At 41.4% G+C, this 17,149-nt stretch carries 16 protein-coding genes and 1 other RNA gene; 10 read left to right on the plus strand and 7 right to left on the minus strand.

Annotated elements, in window-relative coordinates:
- Window positions 1-449: 449 nt before the first annotated feature.
- An RNA gene (ffs, locus tag BM135_RS00990) (signal recognition particle sRNA small type) lies at window positions 450-546 on the plus strand.
- Window positions 547-629: 83 nt separating this feature from the next.
- Here the strand turns inward: ffs and BM135_RS00995 are convergent.
- The 5 genes from BM135_RS00995 to BM135_RS01010 all read right to left on the minus strand — a co-directional run bounded on the left by BM135_RS00995 (window position 630) and on the right by BM135_RS01010 (window position 6,162).
- Window positions 630-833, minus strand: coding sequence for an HHA domain-containing protein (locus BM135_RS00995; RefSeq protein WP_010845060.1), 204 nt, complete (start codon window positions 831-833; stop codon window positions 630-632).
- 121 nt (window positions 834-954) lie between these two features.
- Complete coding sequence (locus BM135_RS17800; RefSeq protein ID WP_422646144.1) at window positions 955-1,170, minus strand: hypothetical protein; 216 nt, start codon at window positions 1,168-1,170, stop codon at window positions 955-957.
- 16 nt (window positions 1,171-1,186) lie between these two features.
- Window positions 1,187-1,270 (minus strand): hypothetical protein, encoded by an 84-nt coding sequence (locus BM135_RS17855; protein WP_422646145.1) that lies wholly within the window; start codon window positions 1,268-1,270, stop codon window positions 1,187-1,189.
- 528 nt (window positions 1,271-1,798) lie between these two features.
- Window positions 1,799-4,948: an efflux RND transporter permease subunit gene (locus BM135_RS01005; RefSeq protein ID WP_092516999.1), complete on the minus strand. Its 3,150-nt coding sequence runs from the start codon at window positions 4,946-4,948 to the stop codon at window positions 1,799-1,801.
- Between the two features lie 14 nt (window positions 4,949-4,962).
- Window positions 4,963-6,162 carry an efflux RND transporter periplasmic adaptor subunit gene (locus tag BM135_RS01010; protein WP_092517000.1) on the minus strand — a complete coding sequence of 400 codons (1,200 nt, stop codon included), beginning with the start codon at window positions 6,160-6,162 and terminating at the stop codon, window positions 4,963-4,965.
- 141 nt (window positions 6,163-6,303) lie between these two features.
- On the opposite strand from BM135_RS01010, the gene acrR reads away from it, so the two are divergent.
- The gene (acrR, locus tag BM135_RS01015; RefSeq protein ID WP_139204064.1) at window positions 6,304-6,954 is read left to right on the plus strand and encodes a multidrug efflux transporter transcriptional repressor AcrR; all 651 of its coding nucleotides are present in this window, start codon (window positions 6,304-6,306) and stop codon (window positions 6,952-6,954) included.
- 114 nt (window positions 6,955-7,068) lie between these two features.
- Here the strand turns inward: acrR and rsmS are convergent, their stop codons facing one another.
- Window positions 7,069-7,221 carry a pleiotropic regulatory protein RsmS gene (gene rsmS / locus BM135_RS01020; protein WP_092517004.1) on the minus strand — a complete coding sequence of 51 codons (153 nt, stop codon included), beginning with the start codon at window positions 7,219-7,221 and terminating at the stop codon, window positions 7,069-7,071.
- Window positions 7,222-7,244: 23 nt separating this feature from the next.
- Window positions 7,245-7,787, minus strand: coding sequence for a primosomal replication protein PriC (gene priC / locus BM135_RS01025; protein WP_092517293.1), 543 nt, complete (start codon window positions 7,785-7,787; stop codon window positions 7,245-7,247).
- Window positions 7,788-7,994: 207 nt separating this feature from the next.
- On the opposite strand from priC, the gene apt reads away from it, so the two are divergent.
- From apt to wzz(fepE), 8 genes are all read left to right on the plus strand, one after another.
- Window positions 7,995-8,546, plus strand: coding sequence for an adenine phosphoribosyltransferase (gene apt, locus BM135_RS01030; protein ID WP_092517006.1), 552 nt, complete (start codon window positions 7,995-7,997; stop codon window positions 8,544-8,546).
- Window positions 8,547-8,643: 97 nt separating this feature from the next.
- Complete coding sequence (gene dnaX, locus BM135_RS01035) at window positions 8,644-10,623, plus strand: DNA polymerase III subunit gamma/tau (RefSeq protein ID WP_092517008.1); 1,980 nt, start codon at window positions 8,644-8,646, stop codon at window positions 10,621-10,623.
- A 48-nt stretch (window positions 10,624-10,671) separates the two neighbouring features.
- Window positions 10,672-11,001, plus strand: a complete 330-nt coding sequence (locus BM135_RS01040) for a YbaB/EbfC family nucleoid-associated protein (RefSeq protein ID WP_092517010.1) — start codon at window positions 10,672-10,674, stop codon at window positions 10,999-11,001.
- The gene (recR, locus tag BM135_RS01045) at window positions 11,001-11,609 is read left to right on the plus strand and encodes a recombination mediator RecR (RefSeq protein WP_092517012.1); all 609 of its coding nucleotides are present in this window, start codon (window positions 11,001-11,003) and stop codon (window positions 11,607-11,609) included. Before BM135_RS01040 ends, recR begins: the two co-directional genes overlap by 1 nt.
- Window positions 11,610-11,811: 202 nt before the next feature.
- Entirely contained in the window at window positions 11,812-13,701 is a 1,890-nt protein-coding gene (htpG, locus tag BM135_RS01050; protein WP_175485886.1) for a molecular chaperone HtpG, read from the plus strand.
- A gap of 167 nt (window positions 13,702-13,868) precedes the next feature.
- Complete coding sequence (gene adk / locus BM135_RS01055; protein ID WP_092517016.1) at window positions 13,869-14,516, plus strand: adenylate kinase; 648 nt, start codon at window positions 13,869-13,871, stop codon at window positions 14,514-14,516.
- 239 nt (window positions 14,517-14,755) lie between these two features.
- Complete coding sequence (gene hemH / locus BM135_RS01060) at window positions 14,756-15,736, plus strand: ferrochelatase (protein WP_092517018.1); 981 nt, start codon at window positions 14,756-14,758, stop codon at window positions 15,734-15,736.
- Window positions 15,737-15,916: 180 nt separating this feature from the next.
- A complete protein-coding gene (gene wzz(fepE), locus BM135_RS01065; protein WP_092517020.1) occupies window positions 15,917-17,029 on the plus strand; it encodes an LPS O-antigen length regulator Wzz(fepE) in 1,113 nt (370 codons plus the stop codon).
- Window positions 17,030-17,149 lie beyond the last annotated feature (120 nt).

Here is a 17,149-nt window from a genome sequence, read left to right on the forward strand (position 1 = left end):
TATAGGCCATAGCGCATTTTCCTTTGGCGAGAAAGATGCCTACTATAGCAACTGACCACCTTTTTCAGAAATTGCACCTATCATGCGAATCCAAGTGATAAAACAATGATTAATTAATATTATTAAATGTATTTATTGTTGCATTTGTTTGCTTCTGTATGTTACGTCCTCTCGTCTACTATGAGTTACTAACTTGAAAAAGTTGGAAAAAATTTCAGGTTTAAAAAAATGCTAAATGCATTTCATTAAGCAAAATCATTAGATAGTAGAATGATTAAAGATCAGGTAGTAGACGTAGGCATTTTCAGTGCCAAAATTTCTATTTTGATGGTTTTTGCAACGAAATGAGCAATAAACCAGCATTCAAATGACGTTTCCTTGCTATTTCATAATGATTGAAAGATAATGACCACCGCTTCGAAATTTGAAGCTAACGTCAATGGGGGCTCTGTTGGTTCTCCCGCAACGCTAACTTGTTAACTTGGTCAGGTCTGGAAAGAAGCAGCCATAGCAAGGGATGTGTGTGCCGGGATGTCGCTGGCAGAGCCCTCACCAGTTTCAAAATTGTTATCATACTGTTAGCCGATAATAGTTACCGGCTTAGTCACTTTCTATCTGAACACTACAACTTAGCGGACAAACTTCCAAACAGATGATGGGATTTTATCATAAAGTTTATTCATGGTAAGCTCAGCTAAACGGTGGTCAGCCGCGGAGTAGAACAACTCAAGTTCATCATCCGAAAGTTCATATTTATTTTTTTCAATTACACGTTCCAGTGTTTCAATAGAAGTGCATTTTCTCAAACGCATCAGATAGTCAGTTTTAGTCATAGTCGCCTTATCTTCTTGGGAATAAAAAATAGTTAGAAATATATTTATTAGGTTTTGCTTAAAGGAGCAGTCAAATCATGTAACAGAATCTAAGTTAACTGTTCATTTCATTTGTTTTTTGCTACTTTGTAAGTTCAATAAAACTTATATTATCATTTTCAAACAAATTATATGTTTCATCTAGATAATTATCAATTAAGACACTTAGAATGTAGTTGTCTGAGTATTTAATTTTAGAGCTCCAGACAATAGCTGCAATGTGTCCAATCAACTTGTTTAGTTTTAAGCTTTTCTCAGAAGCCAGATCGTAAATCCAGTGATTATCAGTGTGATTCAGGGTAGAGCCTCATGAATTAAATTTCACATAAGTATTTTAATTCAGCAGCATCATGTCTTCTTGGTGAATATTCGTCCATAATCACCTCCGTAAATGACATATAGCTTATTTGACCTAAGGTTTATAAATGAGCTTATACATGCTCATTATTATAGAATAGAGCCTATCAAAACATGATTATTATTTATTAATATTAAAGCTTTGTTTTACGTTTCTGCCAAGTGCTAGCTCTCTACTACGCAGAGTACCCATATCTACATATTTTGTAGATATATAGAATTATACTAAGACAGTAGATGTTGTAGCAATAGCACACGAGTCATTATAGGCGATTATATTACGACTTTCAAAATCAATATAGTGCCATTATTACATATGTCACCATCAAGATGGAAAATTTTTTACCATTAACGGTATGATCAAGAGAAAAACAAGGAAAATTGCTAATTTATCTTCTGTTTATTATAAAAAACAGGAAGATGTTACTTTTTTAAACGTAACCTGTTTTTCATAAGTATTTATTTTAATTAGACTATGGATGAATTTTAACTTAGATATTGTAATTTGTTGTTTGAAGAATTTTTTACCCATTTTAAAAGGCCACTCATGTGGCCTTTTGTAGTTAAATTTAGTGAGGGGTTGAGATATGTTCAATTTCCTCATTTTTCTTCGAGAACCGCCTCTTAATGACAACGAAAAACACAGGGACAAAATAAATTGCTAATGATGTAGCAGCAATCATACCACCCAATACTCCCGTTCCCACGGCATTTTGTGCACCGGAACCTGCACCATTACTCAGTACCAGAGGCATAACTCCAAGCATAAAGGCTAAAGAAGTCATCAGGATTGGGCGCAAACGCATTCTGGCAGCATCAAGTGTTGCTTCTATTAACCCTTTTCCTTCTTTCTCTATCAAATCCTTAGCGAATTCTACGATAAGGATGGCATTTTTCGCTGACAACCCGATGGTAGTCAATAAACCAACCTTAAAGTAAACATCATTATCCAGTCCACGCATTGATGTTGCCAGTAATGCACCGATAATCCCCAGAGGGACGACTAGCATGACCGAGAACGGAACAGACCAGCTTTCATATAACGCTGCCAGACAAAGGAATACAACGATCAATGACAGTGCATACAGAGCTGGAGCCTGATTACCGGACAGACGTTCTTGATAAGACATTCCAGTCCAGTCATAGCCAATTCCAGGGGGTAGCTGTGATGCTAGTTGCTCCATAAGAGCCATTGCATCACCAGTACTTTGTCCATGAGCTGCTTCACCCACAATTTCCATAGAAGGGAGACCATTATAGCGTTCTAGGCGCGGTGAACCATAAACCCACGGCTCTTTTGATACATCTATGAACGCAGAAAACGGTACCATTTGGCCACGGTAGTTACGGACATACAACTTGCTGATATCGCTTGGCAACATACGGAAAGGAGCATCCGCTTGGATATAGACTTTTTTGACACGACCTCGGTCGATAAAGTCATTGATGTAAGCACCACCAAACATCGTACTCAAAGTTGAGTTGATATTAGTCATAGATACACCCAGTGCTTCTGCTTTTTCCTTATCGATATTAATGCGATATTGCTGTGTGTCATTTTGCCCATTGGGGCGAACACTCGTCAGCATTTCTGGATGTTGTGCAACCATACCAAGCAATTGGTTGCGTGCTGCTGTCAATGCTTCATGTCCCAGATTTCCTTTATCAATCAATTGGAAATCAAAACCGGTGGCAGAACCCAACTCTACAATTGAAGGTATATTAAACGCAAAGACGATACTTTCCTTGATTTGAGCAAAATTAGCGTTTGCTCGGTCAACAATAGCTGGAACCTTGTCTTTCTGCTCCTTACGTTGCACCCAATCTTTTAAGCTGATAAATGCCAGACCAGTATTTTGCCCTTGACCACCCAAACCAAAACCATTAACTGTAAACACAGATTTAACAACATCTTTTTCTTTGGTATAGAAGTAATCATTAATTTGATCCAATACCTTTTGTGTTTGCTCCTGAGTTGAGCCAGATGGTAATTGAACCATTGCTAATAAAACACCCTGATCTTCTTCTGGCAGGAAAGAGGAGGGCAGATTTTTAAATATCCAGCCCATGCCAGCGATCAATATGACATAGATCACCAAGTAGCGCCCTGTGCCACGTAACATCTGACCGATACTATCAGTGTAGTGGTGTGTGCTCTTTTCAAACAGGCGGTTAAACCAGCCAAAGAATCCTGTATGAGTTCCATGGCTGCCTTTGGCAACAGGTTTGAGCATCGTCGCGCACAGTGCAGGAGTCAGGATTAAGGCCACCAGAACAGACAGTATCATTGCTGAAACGATAGTGATTGAGAACTGGCGGTAAATCGCTCCTGTTGCACCTCCGAAGAATGCCATTGGTACAAATACAGCAGAAAGCACTAGCGCGATACCAACCAGAGCACTCTGTATCTGCCCCATCGATTTTTTGGTGGCTTCTTTCGGTGATAGTCCCTCTTCCTGCATGACTCGTTCGACGTTTTCCACCACAACAATGGCATCATCCACGAGCAGACCTATGGCAAGTACCATGGCAAACATGGTTAATGTATTGATGGAGTAGCCAAATGCAGCAAGAATGGCAAATGTACCAAGCAGTACAACCGGAACCGCAATAGTTGGGATCAAGGTGGCCCGGAAGTTTTGCAGGAACAGGTACATGACGATAAACACCAACAGGATGGCTTCTGCTAATGTTTTTACCACTTCAAAAATAGAAATTTTGACGAAAGGTGTGGTGTCATATGGATAAACAACCGCCAACCCTCGAGGGAAGAAAGGTTCCATCTCAGTCAGTGCTTCTTTGACTGCTTTGGAGGTATTCAATGCATTGGCACCTGTTGCCAGTTTGATACCAACTCCCGCTGAAGGTTTGCCGTTAAAGCGGCCAATAATACTGTAATTTTCAGCGCCCAATTCAATGGTAGCAACATCATGCAAGCGAATTTGTGAACCATCAGGATTCATGCGCAACAAAATATTGCCGAATTCTTTTGTTGAATTCAGACGAGTTTGTGCAATTATCGACGCATTTAAACGCTGCCCTGGAACAGGTGGCGTTCCTCCTAATTGCCCGGCTGCAACCTGATTGTTTTGTGCCTTGATTGCACTAATAATATCCTGAGTAGATATTTTATAGTTGAGCAATTTGTCAGGATCGAGCCAAATACGCATGGCATACTGTGTGCCGAAGAGTGTTGTTTCTCCTACGCCAGTAACACGGCTCAAGTTATCTTTGACACTAGCCCCGACATAGTCGGCGATGTCATCTTGAGTCATGGAACCGTCTTGAGAGATGAAACCGGCCACCATCAAAAATGAACTGGTGGTTTTATCAACACTGACACCTTGTTGCTGAACTTCTTGAGGCAACAGTGGCATCGCCAATTGCAGTTTATTTTGAACCTGAACTTGCGCGACATCTGGATTTGTGTTCGCTTCAAAGGTCAGCGTGATATTCATATGGCCCGCAGAATCGCTACTAGAAGACATATACACTAGATTATCGATGCCATTCATATTCTGTTCGATAATTTGTGTTACAGTATTTTGTACTGTTGTCGCGTCAGCTCCCGGGTAAACTGCTGAAATAGAAATAGCAGGTGGGGCAATTGCGGGGTATTGCTCCACGGGTAATTTCATGATTGCCAGCAGGCCAGATAGCATGGTGATGATCGCTATCACCCATGCAAAAATTGGCCGTTCGATAAAAAACTTAGGCATGAATCACCGACTCCTTATTGAGGCTTTTTTGCAGATTCATCTTGATTAGCCGTAGGCTTGGCGTTCAGATCTGTTTCCGTTGGCTTAACTGTTATTCCCGGTGCTATTTTCTGTAATCCTGTGACGATTACTCTATCCCCAGTTTTCAGACCATCTGCTACCAGCCATTTGTCACCGATTGCCTGAGTAGCATTGATATTGCGCAATTCTACTTTATTATCTTTATTCACAATCAGTGTGGTTGCCTGACCACGAGGTGTTCTGCTAATAGCTTGCTGAGGAACCAAAATCGTATTTTTGCGCACACCTTCTTCCAGCTTGGTGCGGACAAACATACCCGGGAGTAATTCTTCATTCGGGTTTGGGAACACGGCTCGCATAGTAATAGAGCCGGTTGTTTCGTCAACCGCCACGTCAGAAAACTCAAGGTAACCTTCTCGACTGTATTCTTGCCCAGCGTCAGTTATTAGGCGGATTTTGGTTTTTTTACTCTCTTTTTGAACTGTTCCTTTTGCAATTTCATTTTTGAATCGCAGGTAGTCGTCACTAGATTGAGTGATGTCAACATAGATAGGGTCTAACTGCTGAACAATTGTTAGGGCTGTTGGCTGACCCGCAGAAACCAGTGCTCCTTCTGTGACGGTGGACTTACCCGCACGCCCAGAAATAGGAGATGTCACTTTGGTGTATGCCAGGTTGATTCTGGAACTTTCTAACGCAGCCTTAGAGGATTCAACATCTGCTTTTGCCTGAGCATAATCTGAATTTGCTTTATCAAATTCCTGCTTACTCACATATTGTGTGCCCAGTAAGGACTGATAACGTTCAACGGTTAAGCGGGAAACGTTCTCGTTGGCTTGTGATCTGGCCAGACTTGCTTTGGCTTTACTATACTCTGTTTGATAAGTTGCTGAATCTATTTGGTATAATGACTCCCCAGCAGCAACATCACTTCCTTCTTTATAGTTACGTTTCAGTATGATACCGCCGACTTGGGGACGAACCTCAGCAACACGATAAGCCGATGTACGGCCCGGTAATTCTGTGATAACCGTTAGAGGTTCTGCCTTCAGCGTTACGATACCAACTTCAGGAACATGCTGACCAGCGGCCCCTTGCTGTGTATTTTTATTGTCATTACATCCTGAAAGAATGAAATTGCCTGAAATTACCAGTAATGTAGCCAGAGGCAAAACTCTCCTGTTCTTTCGCATAAGTAAACCTCAATTTTTCAATATTGATTCTCTAATCTGACAAGTGAAATCATTACTTCATTGATTAAGGGTGCTATAATACAAACATACATGAATGTATGTAAATCAGCCTCAGTCAAAAATAAAGTTTATGGCACTAAAATGGCACGAAAAACTAAACAGCAAGCAAACCAAACTCGTCAGAAAATCATAGAAGCTGCGATAAAGACTTTCTCTAAGAGAGGCATTTCAGCTACCTCACTATCCGATATCGCAATTGCCGCAGGTGTAACGCGCGGAGCAATTTACTGGCATTTTAAAAATAAAACGGATCTACTTTCTGTTGTTTGCAGAATGCCAGAGCACAAAATAGACGAACTAGAGAAAGAGTATCAATCAAAATATCCGGATAATCCACTTATTGCTTTGAGATATTTATTGATTTCTATGTTACGAATGGTAATTGATGATTCTCAAATCCGCCAATTAATGGAAATTTTTTTCCATAAATGTGAATTCGTTGGAGAAATATCTTCGTTAGTAGAGGAAATTAGGGAAATATGTATTTCCGATTACAAGAAGATTGAAAAAATGTTAGCTGATTGCATTCAATCAGGGGAACTGCCTTATGATCTTGACCTTAGGCGTTCAGCCATTATGTTGAGAGCATTAATGACAGGATTACTGGATAACTGGTCATTCTCACCGGACAGTTTTAATATTCAAGAACAGTCTGCTCATTTGGTGGATAGTTTCATAGATACACTAAAATACAGCCACCATTTGCGGAACAAAAAAGAAAACGAGTCTTGAATACAGGAGCAAATGTCATGGAATCCATTTTCTATTCTGTCTTTTGTTTAAGCTGTTTTTTGCTTAGATATGTAGTCTGAGAGGGATAAGTGTTAATCCTGCTTATTCCTCAGACTACGGGGGCTGTTTTTCCAATTTTTCTTGAAGATCATGTTTGACGATGTCTAATGCTGCCAATGCGATAGCAGGAGGAACTTCGTTATATTCAAGCAAATAAATAAGATCTACGGCGAGTTGCACTTCCGGCGGCGCTTGTTCCAGAGTCATAGTTGGTTTTATTCCCCTTGTGATTAATCTGAATTTTCTTGCTTTTCTATCGATTTCTCGATCCGCATTAATGCTTGACGACAGCGGGCGAGTCTGCCAGCTAAAGCGGCTATTTCTCTTTGCAGTTTATGCTGATTGGTAAGTGTCATTTGTGTGCTTAACTGTAATTCTCTGTCATCGATCATTGCAATTAATCGACGCTCATAATCCTGATGTTCTGCCAGACGTTGGTAAAGATCCCGTTCTTGTGATAGGCGCTCAAATTTATCTTCCTGTTTTCGCAGCGATTGAGTTGATATTTCGCGTTTAAGTGCCTCGATTTGTGTTACTAAACGCTCGGCAAGGAATTTCACTTGCTTAGTACGATAATCGCTTACACAGATTTTCAATTGTTCCATATTTTGTCTGATTTCTTGCATATACCCACCGAGTTTATTGCTGTTGTGGTGGAATAGTGCTTGATCAAAACGAGCGGTGGAAAAAGGGATGTCTGGCAGTAAAGCGAGATCTTTTTCCAGAATACTGATTTGTTTTTCAAGCGCACTTAATAAATTTTGTATGCCCATCAGCATCTCATTATCATTAATAATCTGTTTGTCAAAGCCCATTTTAATTAGCTTAGCATATTCGGTTGTAATGACACCGAATGTGGCAGGTGTGAATCTTGATTTAATTCAATAAAATATAAGCAGCAACTTATCTTGCAGTTGCTTTTTTTCGGTAGTTTGAATAGATTTTACCGTTTTCTTTTTATAACCTAGCTGGCATCAATTATGACCGCTAACGCACAAATACTGCAATTAATTAAAGATAGTATCGAAACAATCCCTGATTATCCAAAGGCGGGAATACTTTTTCGTGACATTACCACATTGCTTGATAATCCAGCAGCCTACCAAGCTACAATAGATCTATTGGTGGCTCACTATCAGGATAAGGGCATCACGAAAATTGTTGGTACTGAAGCACGTGGTTTCTTATTCGGAGCTCCTGTTGCATTGCGGCTGGGGGTTGGTTTCGTTCCTGTTCGTAAAAAAGGTAAATTACCGCGTGAAACACTGAGCGAAACTTACGATCTGGAATATGGTACAGATACTCTGGAAATTCATAAAAGCAGCATCAACGAAGGAGATAAAGTTCTGGTTATTGATGACCTGCTTGCAACTGGTGGCACCATTGACGCGACGGTACGCTTGATTCGTCGTTTGAGTGGTCAAGTTTCCGAAGCTGCATTTATCATTGGGTTACCGGATTTAGGTGGTACTGAGCGTTTGAAAAAACAAGGCGTTGACTGCTACACGATCGTTGAATTTCCCGGCCACTGATTATTCTGTTTTTTGCATTAATGATACATCAGCCTCGCCGTTAATGGTGAGGCTGTGCTAGCATGATAGGCAGTCATGTTCAATTTCTTCGGTACTTATGAGCTATCAGGTACTCGCCCGTAAGTGGCGCCCACAAATATTTTCTGATGTGATTGGTCAGCAACATGTGCTGACTGCGTTGGCTAATGGTCTTGCACACCAACGCCTCCATCACGCTTATCTTTTTTCCGGTACTCGTGGTGTTGGGAAAACTACTATTGCACGTCTGTTGGCAAAAGGACTGAATTGCGAAACAGGTATAACAAAGACTCCGTGTGGCCAGTGTGCGAACTGTCTTGAAATTGAACAGGGTCGGTTTGTTGATCTGATTGAAATCGACGCGGCTTCCCGCACAAAAGTAGAAGATACCCGTGAGTTATTGGACAATGTCCAGTATGCGCCCGCTCGAGGGCGTTTCAAAGTTTACCTTATTGATGAAGTTCACATGCTTTCTCGCCATAGTTTCAATGCATTATTGAAAACATTGGAAGAGCCTCCAGAGCATGTGAAATTCCTTTTGGCAACGACAGATCCACAGAAACTGCCAGTGACTATTCTTTCACGCTGTTTGCAATTTCACTTGAAAGTACTTGATGTGAATCAAATCAGTAGTCAATTGGAGCATATCCTTAATGCAGAACAAATAGAAAGCGATGTTCGTGCTCGTCAACTTCTTGCCCGTGCTGCGGATGGCAGTATGCGTGATGCCTTGAGTTTAACGGATCAAGCCATTGCTCTTGGTGGAGGAAAGCTAACATCGGATATTGTTAGCCAGATGTTGGGAACGCTGGATGATGATCAACCATTGGCGATGATTGAATCGTTGGTGCGTGCAGATGGTCAACAAATGATGGCTCTGGTGGAGCAAGTGGCCTCTCGCGGTGTGGATTGGGAAAACTTGCTGGTTGAAACATTATCGCTGTTGCACCGTATTGCCATGCTCCAGTTATTGCCTCAGCAACCTGAAAACGAGCCTTCTTCAACGGAAGGGCGGTTGCGTTTGCTGGCCAGATCAATCTCTCCGACTGATTTGCAGCTTTATTATCAAGCGCTGCTGGTAGGGCGCAAAGAGCTTCCTTATGCACCAGAACGGCGGATGGGAGTGGAAATGGCATTATTGCGAGCTTTAGCCTTTCACCCAAAAACTGTCATTGAGGAAACGTCACCATCTACTGTGGAAAATCTCGTATCACCAATTGAAGTAGTGCCTGTAGCACAACCTCCGGCTCAGTTTTCCTCAGGTCATCTGTCCTCAAATAATAATGCAGGAAACGAACGTCCTGAGCAAAAAATGCCTCAGCTACTGGGTAATGAATCCTCTGCAAACAGCCCAACAGCGAAACTATTGCAAGCGAGAAATTCGCTGAATCGCCAAGGAAATACACCACCAAAAAAGCCTGAGCCGGCAGAGTCTGCGAAGGCTAAGCCGGCAAGTTCGGCGTTAGAGCGACTGGTGGCGGTAGCAGAGCAACGGCCTCAATCTTATGTCCCTAAAAAACAGGAACCTAAACCAGTAAAAAAAGAAGCTTATCGCTGGCGGGCAACGAATGCTGGGGAGGAAAAGCCGCGTTCGACTGCGACACCGAAAGCGATCAAAGCGGCGCTGGAGCATGAGAAGACAACAGAATTGGTAGAAAAGCTGACCATTGAATCGAAACAAAGAGATTCATGGGCTGCGGAAATTGATAAACTGCATATTCCAAAATTGGTTCAGCAGGTAGCACTGAATGCGTTTAAAGAACAGGTTGATGAAAATCGCCTTTGTCTGCATTTACGTTCAAAGCAATGCCATCTTAATTCAGCATCGGCTCAGAAAGTATTGACTGAAGCATTAAGTGAGTTATATGGAAAACCTATTGAACTCAATATCATTGAAGATGATAATCCTGCGGTAAAAACGCCGCTGGAGTGGCGACAAGCCATTTATGAAGAAAAATTGGCACAAGCGCGTCAATCCATTATTTCGGATAAAACGATTCAAACACTTCAGCAACTATTCGATGCGGAATTGGATGAAGAGAGTATCCGGCCTGTTTAATTGCCATAGTGTATTTTTATGCTGTGGCTATAGCGAAGAGAGAGAATTATGTTTGGTAAAGGTGGTTTGGGTAATTTGATGAAACAGGCCCAGCAGATGCAAGACAAGATGCAGAAAATGCAGGAAGAAATTGCAAATCTGGAAGTTACAGGTGAATCTGGTGCAGGACTGGTAAAAATTACTATTAATGGCGCACATAACTGCCGTCGTGTTGAAATCGATCCAAGTTTAATGGACGACGACAAAGATATGCTGGAAGATCTGATTGCTGCGGCATTCAATGATGCAGCTCGCCGCATTGAGGAAACCCAGAAAGAAAAAATGGCCAATGTTTCCAGCGGAATGCAATTACCGCCTGGATTTAAGATGCCATTCTAATGCAAACCAGTCCTCTTCTTGAATCTCTGATGGAATCCCTGCGCTGTTTGCCCGGCGTAGGCCCCAAATCTGCGCAGCGGATGGCATTCCATCTATTGCAGAGAGATCGCAGTGGTGGAATGCGATTGGCACAGGCACTAACGCGAGCCATGTCTGAAATTGGGCACTGTCGGGATTGCCGGACATTCACGGAACAGGAACAATGTACGATTTGCACTAACCCCCGTCGTCGGCAGAATGGTCAGATCTGTGTAGTAGAAAGCCCTGCGGATATTCATGCCATCGAACAAACTGGCCAGTTTACGGGGCGTTACTTTGTCCTAATGGGGCATTTATCGCCGTTGGATGGCATTGGGCCAATGGATATTGGTTTGGATCGTTTAGAAGAACGTTTATCTTCTGAAACCTTGTCAGAAATCATTCTGGCAACCAATCCAACTGTCGAAGGAGAGGCAACGGCAAACTATATTGCAGAAATATGCTTTCAATATGGTGTGACAGCCAGCCGAATTGCTCATGGTGTCCCTGTGGGGGGGGAGCTTGAAATGGTGGATGGAACAACGCTTTCTCATTCACTGGCTGGCCGTCAAAAAATCACTGATTTGTGATTTATCTTCCAAATTAAGATAAGTGACATCGATGGATGGTACTGATTATACTGCCATCCATAGTTTATTTACTCGCTCATCAAACTAATTTTACATTCTTCTTGTTATCTTAACTTGAAACTTCCCGTATCTATCCCCATTTGATTATCATCGTCCGATTTTACATATCTGAACTAGATTTAGATTGAGGTAATAAATGAGCATGAAAGGTCAGGAAACCCGTGGATTTCAGTCTGAAGTTAAGCAACTGTTGCAATTGATGATCCATTCTCTCTATTCCAACAAAGAAATTTTTCTCCGTGAACTGATTTCAAACGCATCTGATGCTGCTGACAAATTGCGTTTCCGTGCATTGTCCGCGCCTGAGCTGTATGAAAATGATGGTGAATTGCGTGTGCGTTTAGCTGTTAATGGCGAACAAAAAACCATCACCATCAGCGATAATGGTATCGGCATGTCCCGTGATGAAGTGATTGATAATCTGGGAACGATTGCAAAATCTGGTACTAAAGCATTTCTTGAATCCATTGGTTCTGATCAAGTAAAAGACAGTCAATTAATTGGTCAATTCGGTGTCGGCTTTTACTCTGCATTTATCGTTGCGGACAAAGTTACTGTACGTACTCGTGCAGCAGGAACTCCAGTTGAACAAGGTGTATTCTGGGAATCAACAGGAGAAGGTGATTACACTGTTGCTGATATTGAAAAATCAGAGCGTGGTACAGAAATTACTCTACATCTGCGCGATGAAGAAAGCGAATTCCTCAATGACTGGCGTCTGCGTTCTATCATTGGTAAATATTCTGATCACATTGCTTTGCCGGTTGAAATTGAAACCCAGACTAAAAACGAAGAAGACGACTCGGTTACCGTTACATGGGAAAAAATTAACAAGGCTCAAGCCTTGTGGACTCGTGGTAAAGCTGAAATCAGTGATGAAGAGTATCAAGAGTTTTATAAACATATCTCCCATGACTTTACAAACTCTCTGATTTGGAGTCATAACCGAGTTGAAGGTAAGCAAGAGTACACCAGCCTGCTGTATATTCCTTCTCAGGCACCTTGGGACATGTGGAACCGTGAACATAAGCATGGACTGAAACTATATGTACAGCGTGTGTTCATCATGGATGAAGCTGAGCAGTTCATGCCAAATTACCTGCGCTTTGTCCGTGGTCTGATTGATTCCAACGACCTGCCATTGAACGTTTCCCGCGAAATTTTGCAAGATAGTACAATCACTCGTAACCTGCGCAGTGCGCTGACCAAACGAGTGTTGCAAATGTTGGATAAACTGGCGAAAGACGACGCAGAAAAATATCAGACCTTCTGGCAACAGTTCGGCTTGGTGATGAAAGAAGGGCCTGCCGAAGATAGTGCAAATAAAGAAGCCATTGCTAAATTACTGCGCTTTGCTACGACTCACAATGATGACTCCGCTCAAACCGTTTCTCTGGAAGATTACGTTAGCCGCATGGCAGAAGGGCAGGAGAAGATTTATTTCATTACTGCAGATAGTTATGCTGCGGCGAAGAATAGTCCACACTTGGAGCTGTTCCGCAAGAAAGGCATTGAAGTTCTATTGCTGTCTGACCGTATTGACGAGTGGATGATGAGCTACCTGACAGAATTTGATGGCAAATCACTCCAATCTGTCAGCAAGGCTGATGAATCCCTCGACAAACTGGCGGATGAAAACAAAGCTGAGCAGGAAGAAGCAGACAAAAAACTGGAGCCATTTGTTGAGCGCGTGAAGGCTCTACTGGGTGAGCGAGTGAAAGAAGTTAAGCTAACTCATCGTCTGACAGAGACTCCGGCTATCGTAACAACCGATGCCAATGCAATGAGTACTCAAATGGCGAAGTTGTTTGCGGCTGCAGGTCAGTCCGCACCAGAAGTAAGTTATAACTTTGAGCTGAATCCTGAACACGTTCTGGTTAAAAAAGCAGCTGACATTGATGATGATGTTCAATTTGCTGATTGGGTAGAATTGTTGCTGGACCAAGCATTATTTGCTGAACGTGGCACATTGGATGATCCAAACCAATTTATTCGTCGAATGAATCAACTATTATTAGCTGAAAAAGCTTAAAATCTTTGAAATAATGATAAAAACCACGCTTCAACGAAAAATAGAGCGTGGTTTATTTTTTGGTGAATGCGAAAACGTTTACCTGTTTTCTTGAGCCACCCCTATTCAAATGGTATGGTGGTGCGTTTTTTTAAATACGAAAAGTAAATAGCAAGGGGATTTACGCAATGCGTATTATTCTGCTAGGCGCCCCAGGCGCCGGTAAGGGGACTCAGGCACAATTTATCATGGAGAAATATGGGATTCCCCAAATTTCTACTGGTGACATGCTGCGTGCTGCAGTAAAAGCTGGCAGCAAATTGGGTTTACAAGCAAAAGAGTTGATGGATAATGGTCAACTGGTGACTGATGAGTTGGTCATTGCTTTGGTTAAAGAGCGCATCAAACAAGATGATTGTCACAATGGCTTCTTGTTGGATGGGTTCCCGCGTACCATTCCTCAGGCTGATGCCATGAAAGAAGCGGGTATCAAAGTCGATTATGTTCTGGAATTTGATGTTCCTGATGAAATTATCGTTGAACGTATTATTGGTCGTCGTGTGCATGCGCCATCCGGTCGTGTTTATCATATCAAATTCAATCCACCAAAAGTGGAAAACAAAGATGATGCCACTGGCGAAGAACTGACTATCCGTAAAGATGATCAGGAAGATACGGTTCGTAAACGTCTGGTCGAATACCACGCACAAACTGAACCTTTGGTTTCTTACTATCAGAAAGAAGCACAGGCTAGTAACACAGAATACTTCAAACTTGATGGTACTCGTCAAGTAACAGAAGTTAGCGCAGAACTGGTTAACATTCTGGGCGAATGATTTAGTGTATCTTTGAATGATTATCCCCCAAATTGTTTCAGGTCTTTGCTTGAAAGATGAAGGGGATAAATTTCGAATTGTTAAACAGGTAGTTTGCCGCCACCTGGCTTTTTGTCGTTTTTATCCTTGTTTTTGTAATTTGCTCATCTGTATGAGAAATTCACTCCATGAAATGTTACATGTGGCTATCATTCATATTTTATACTAGATTGTCAGTCATTTTAATGGAGCTATGAGGAATGAGTAGCAAGAAGTATGGTGTCCTATTGGTGAACCTTGGTACACCTGATGCGCCAACACCAGCAGCAATAAGATGTTATCTGGCAAAGTTTCTGAGTGACAGAAGAGTCGTTGATATCCCTAAATTTATTTGGAAACCTATATTGAATGGTTTTATTCTTCCTTTCCGTTCTTTTCGTGTTGCTAAGCTTTATCAAGAAATTTGGATGGAAGAAGGTTCTCCTTTATTAGTTTATAGTCGCCGTCAGCAGAAATTGCTGGAGGAAAAGCTATTGAAAGAAAAGTTGGTGAATATCTCTGTTGTTTTGGGAATGACTTACGGCTCCCCCTCTTTGCCTCAGGCAGTAGATAGTTTACTGCAACAAGGCATTGATGATCTCATTATATTGCCACTTTATCCTCAATACTCCAGTACAACTTCGGCAGCGGTTTTTGACAGTATCAGTAAAATATTGCGGGGATACCGGACAATTCCTACCTTATATTTTGTCCGTAGTTATGCCACACATCCTGCCTATATTGCAGCATTAAAGGAAACCATTGAGCAGAGCTTTGAAAAACATGGTCGGCCTGATCGTTTAATTGTTTCCTATCATGGTATTCCTGAACGTTTGGCAGCGATGGGGGATATTTATCCACAAGATTGTCAGGCTACGACTGAACTGTTGAGCCAGGCACTGGATTATCCAACAGATAAAATTATGATGACATATCAATCGCGTTTTGGCCGCTTACCGTGGTTATCTCCTTATACAGATAAAACAGTGGCATCATTGCCAAGCCAGGGTGTGGAACATGTTCAAGTAGTATGTCCGGGGTTTGCATCAGATTGTTTGGAAACATTGGAAGAGATTGAGCAACAGAATAAAACGATCTTTTTGGGCGCTGGTGGGAAAAAGTTTGAATATATCTCCGCACTTAATGATAATGAAGCCCACATTTTGTTGCTTGCCCAATTGGTAACTAATGTTATGAAATAACATGCAACTGCTTGTTATGGGACATTATCACACATAGTGAATGGCAGGCATTGATAGTTATATGATTTTTAAGGATGTGGTTTTTAAGGGTACGGTTTTTAAACCAATAAGTACGGTAAGCGGGAGAAAAGGCTTGCGTATCAATGAAAATCAAAATTATTTGGATTGGACATATAAATAATGAGTAATAGACCTATTAAGCACCCCGATTTTTACGAAGAGCATTCAAATTATTATCATCCAGCGAAGGAAGATGAAATTGATTTGTTTGAGCTATTTTCTGTGCTCTTCCAGTCAAAATATTTGATTATTGCGATCTCTCTCGTTTTTGCAATTATTGGTTTCAGTATTGCATCATTTTTACCCCAAAAATGGACCAGTACAGCTGCCGTGGTGCAACCAGGATTGGAAGAATTCCAGCCATTAAAAGTTGTGTTAACGGATTTGCAGGTTCTGAATCTTGAACCTAAAGTGACCGAAGTATCGTTGTATAAGCGGTTCGTTGAAAATTATAACTCACGTGTATTACGCGAAGAATATTTAGTTAATACAGATTACTTTAAAGCCTTGTCCACTAAGAATCATGATGGTCCCGGGCAGGAGCAAAGAAAACTTATTGAGCAAATAGTTAATAAAAACATTGAAATATCGTTACCTAAGTTACCTAAAAAAGATAACGATATTGATGAAGCAATTCTCTCTTTCAGTGCTGATAATGCAAAAGATGCTTATAATCTATTAAATGGCTATATCAAATTCGTCTCTGCAGTGGTTCGTGATCAAGTAAAAGATGAGCTGAATGATATAGTTCATCAGAAATTGGTGTACTCACAAAAGCTTTATGCTCTCGATTTTTCTCGTGCTGACAATTTGCGCAATGTGGATATTGAGCGATTAAAGTATGCGATTTCTATTGCTAATTCTGCCGGTGTCAAAAAACCTGTATCGAATGGTGGAGCTATGATCAAGGATGATCCGGATTATTCGATCGCATTAGGTTCTGATGCACTGCAACGTAAGTTACAGATTACTGAAGAAATTACTGATCCAGCTAAAATTGATGCAGATATGCGTAACCGTCAGTTATATATCAAAAATCTGGAAAAAGTGAATATTGATAAGGTTGATTTCGTGCCATTCAAGTATATGCAGGAACCTTACGAGCCAACTTCAAAAGACTCACCTAAGCGTTTGTTGATTTTGATTGGAGCAGGTTTCATTGGATTGATTTTATCCATCATGTATATTCTGCTGCGCCACATGGTACGTAGTCGCCAGAAACAAGAGGCTTAATATTATTTAAAGCTCAATCTTTATTCTTCGTTGTTATATACCCTTCGCCTTCCAAGTTGCCTCTTTGTTGGCTGCGCTTACTCCCCCTGGTCACATAGTTATCTATGCTTCCGGGGATTC

This window comes from Xenorhabdus japonica (genome assembly GCF_900115195.1).
GTDB classification, from domain to species: Bacteria; Pseudomonadota; Gammaproteobacteria; order Enterobacterales; family Enterobacteriaceae; genus Xenorhabdus; species Xenorhabdus japonica.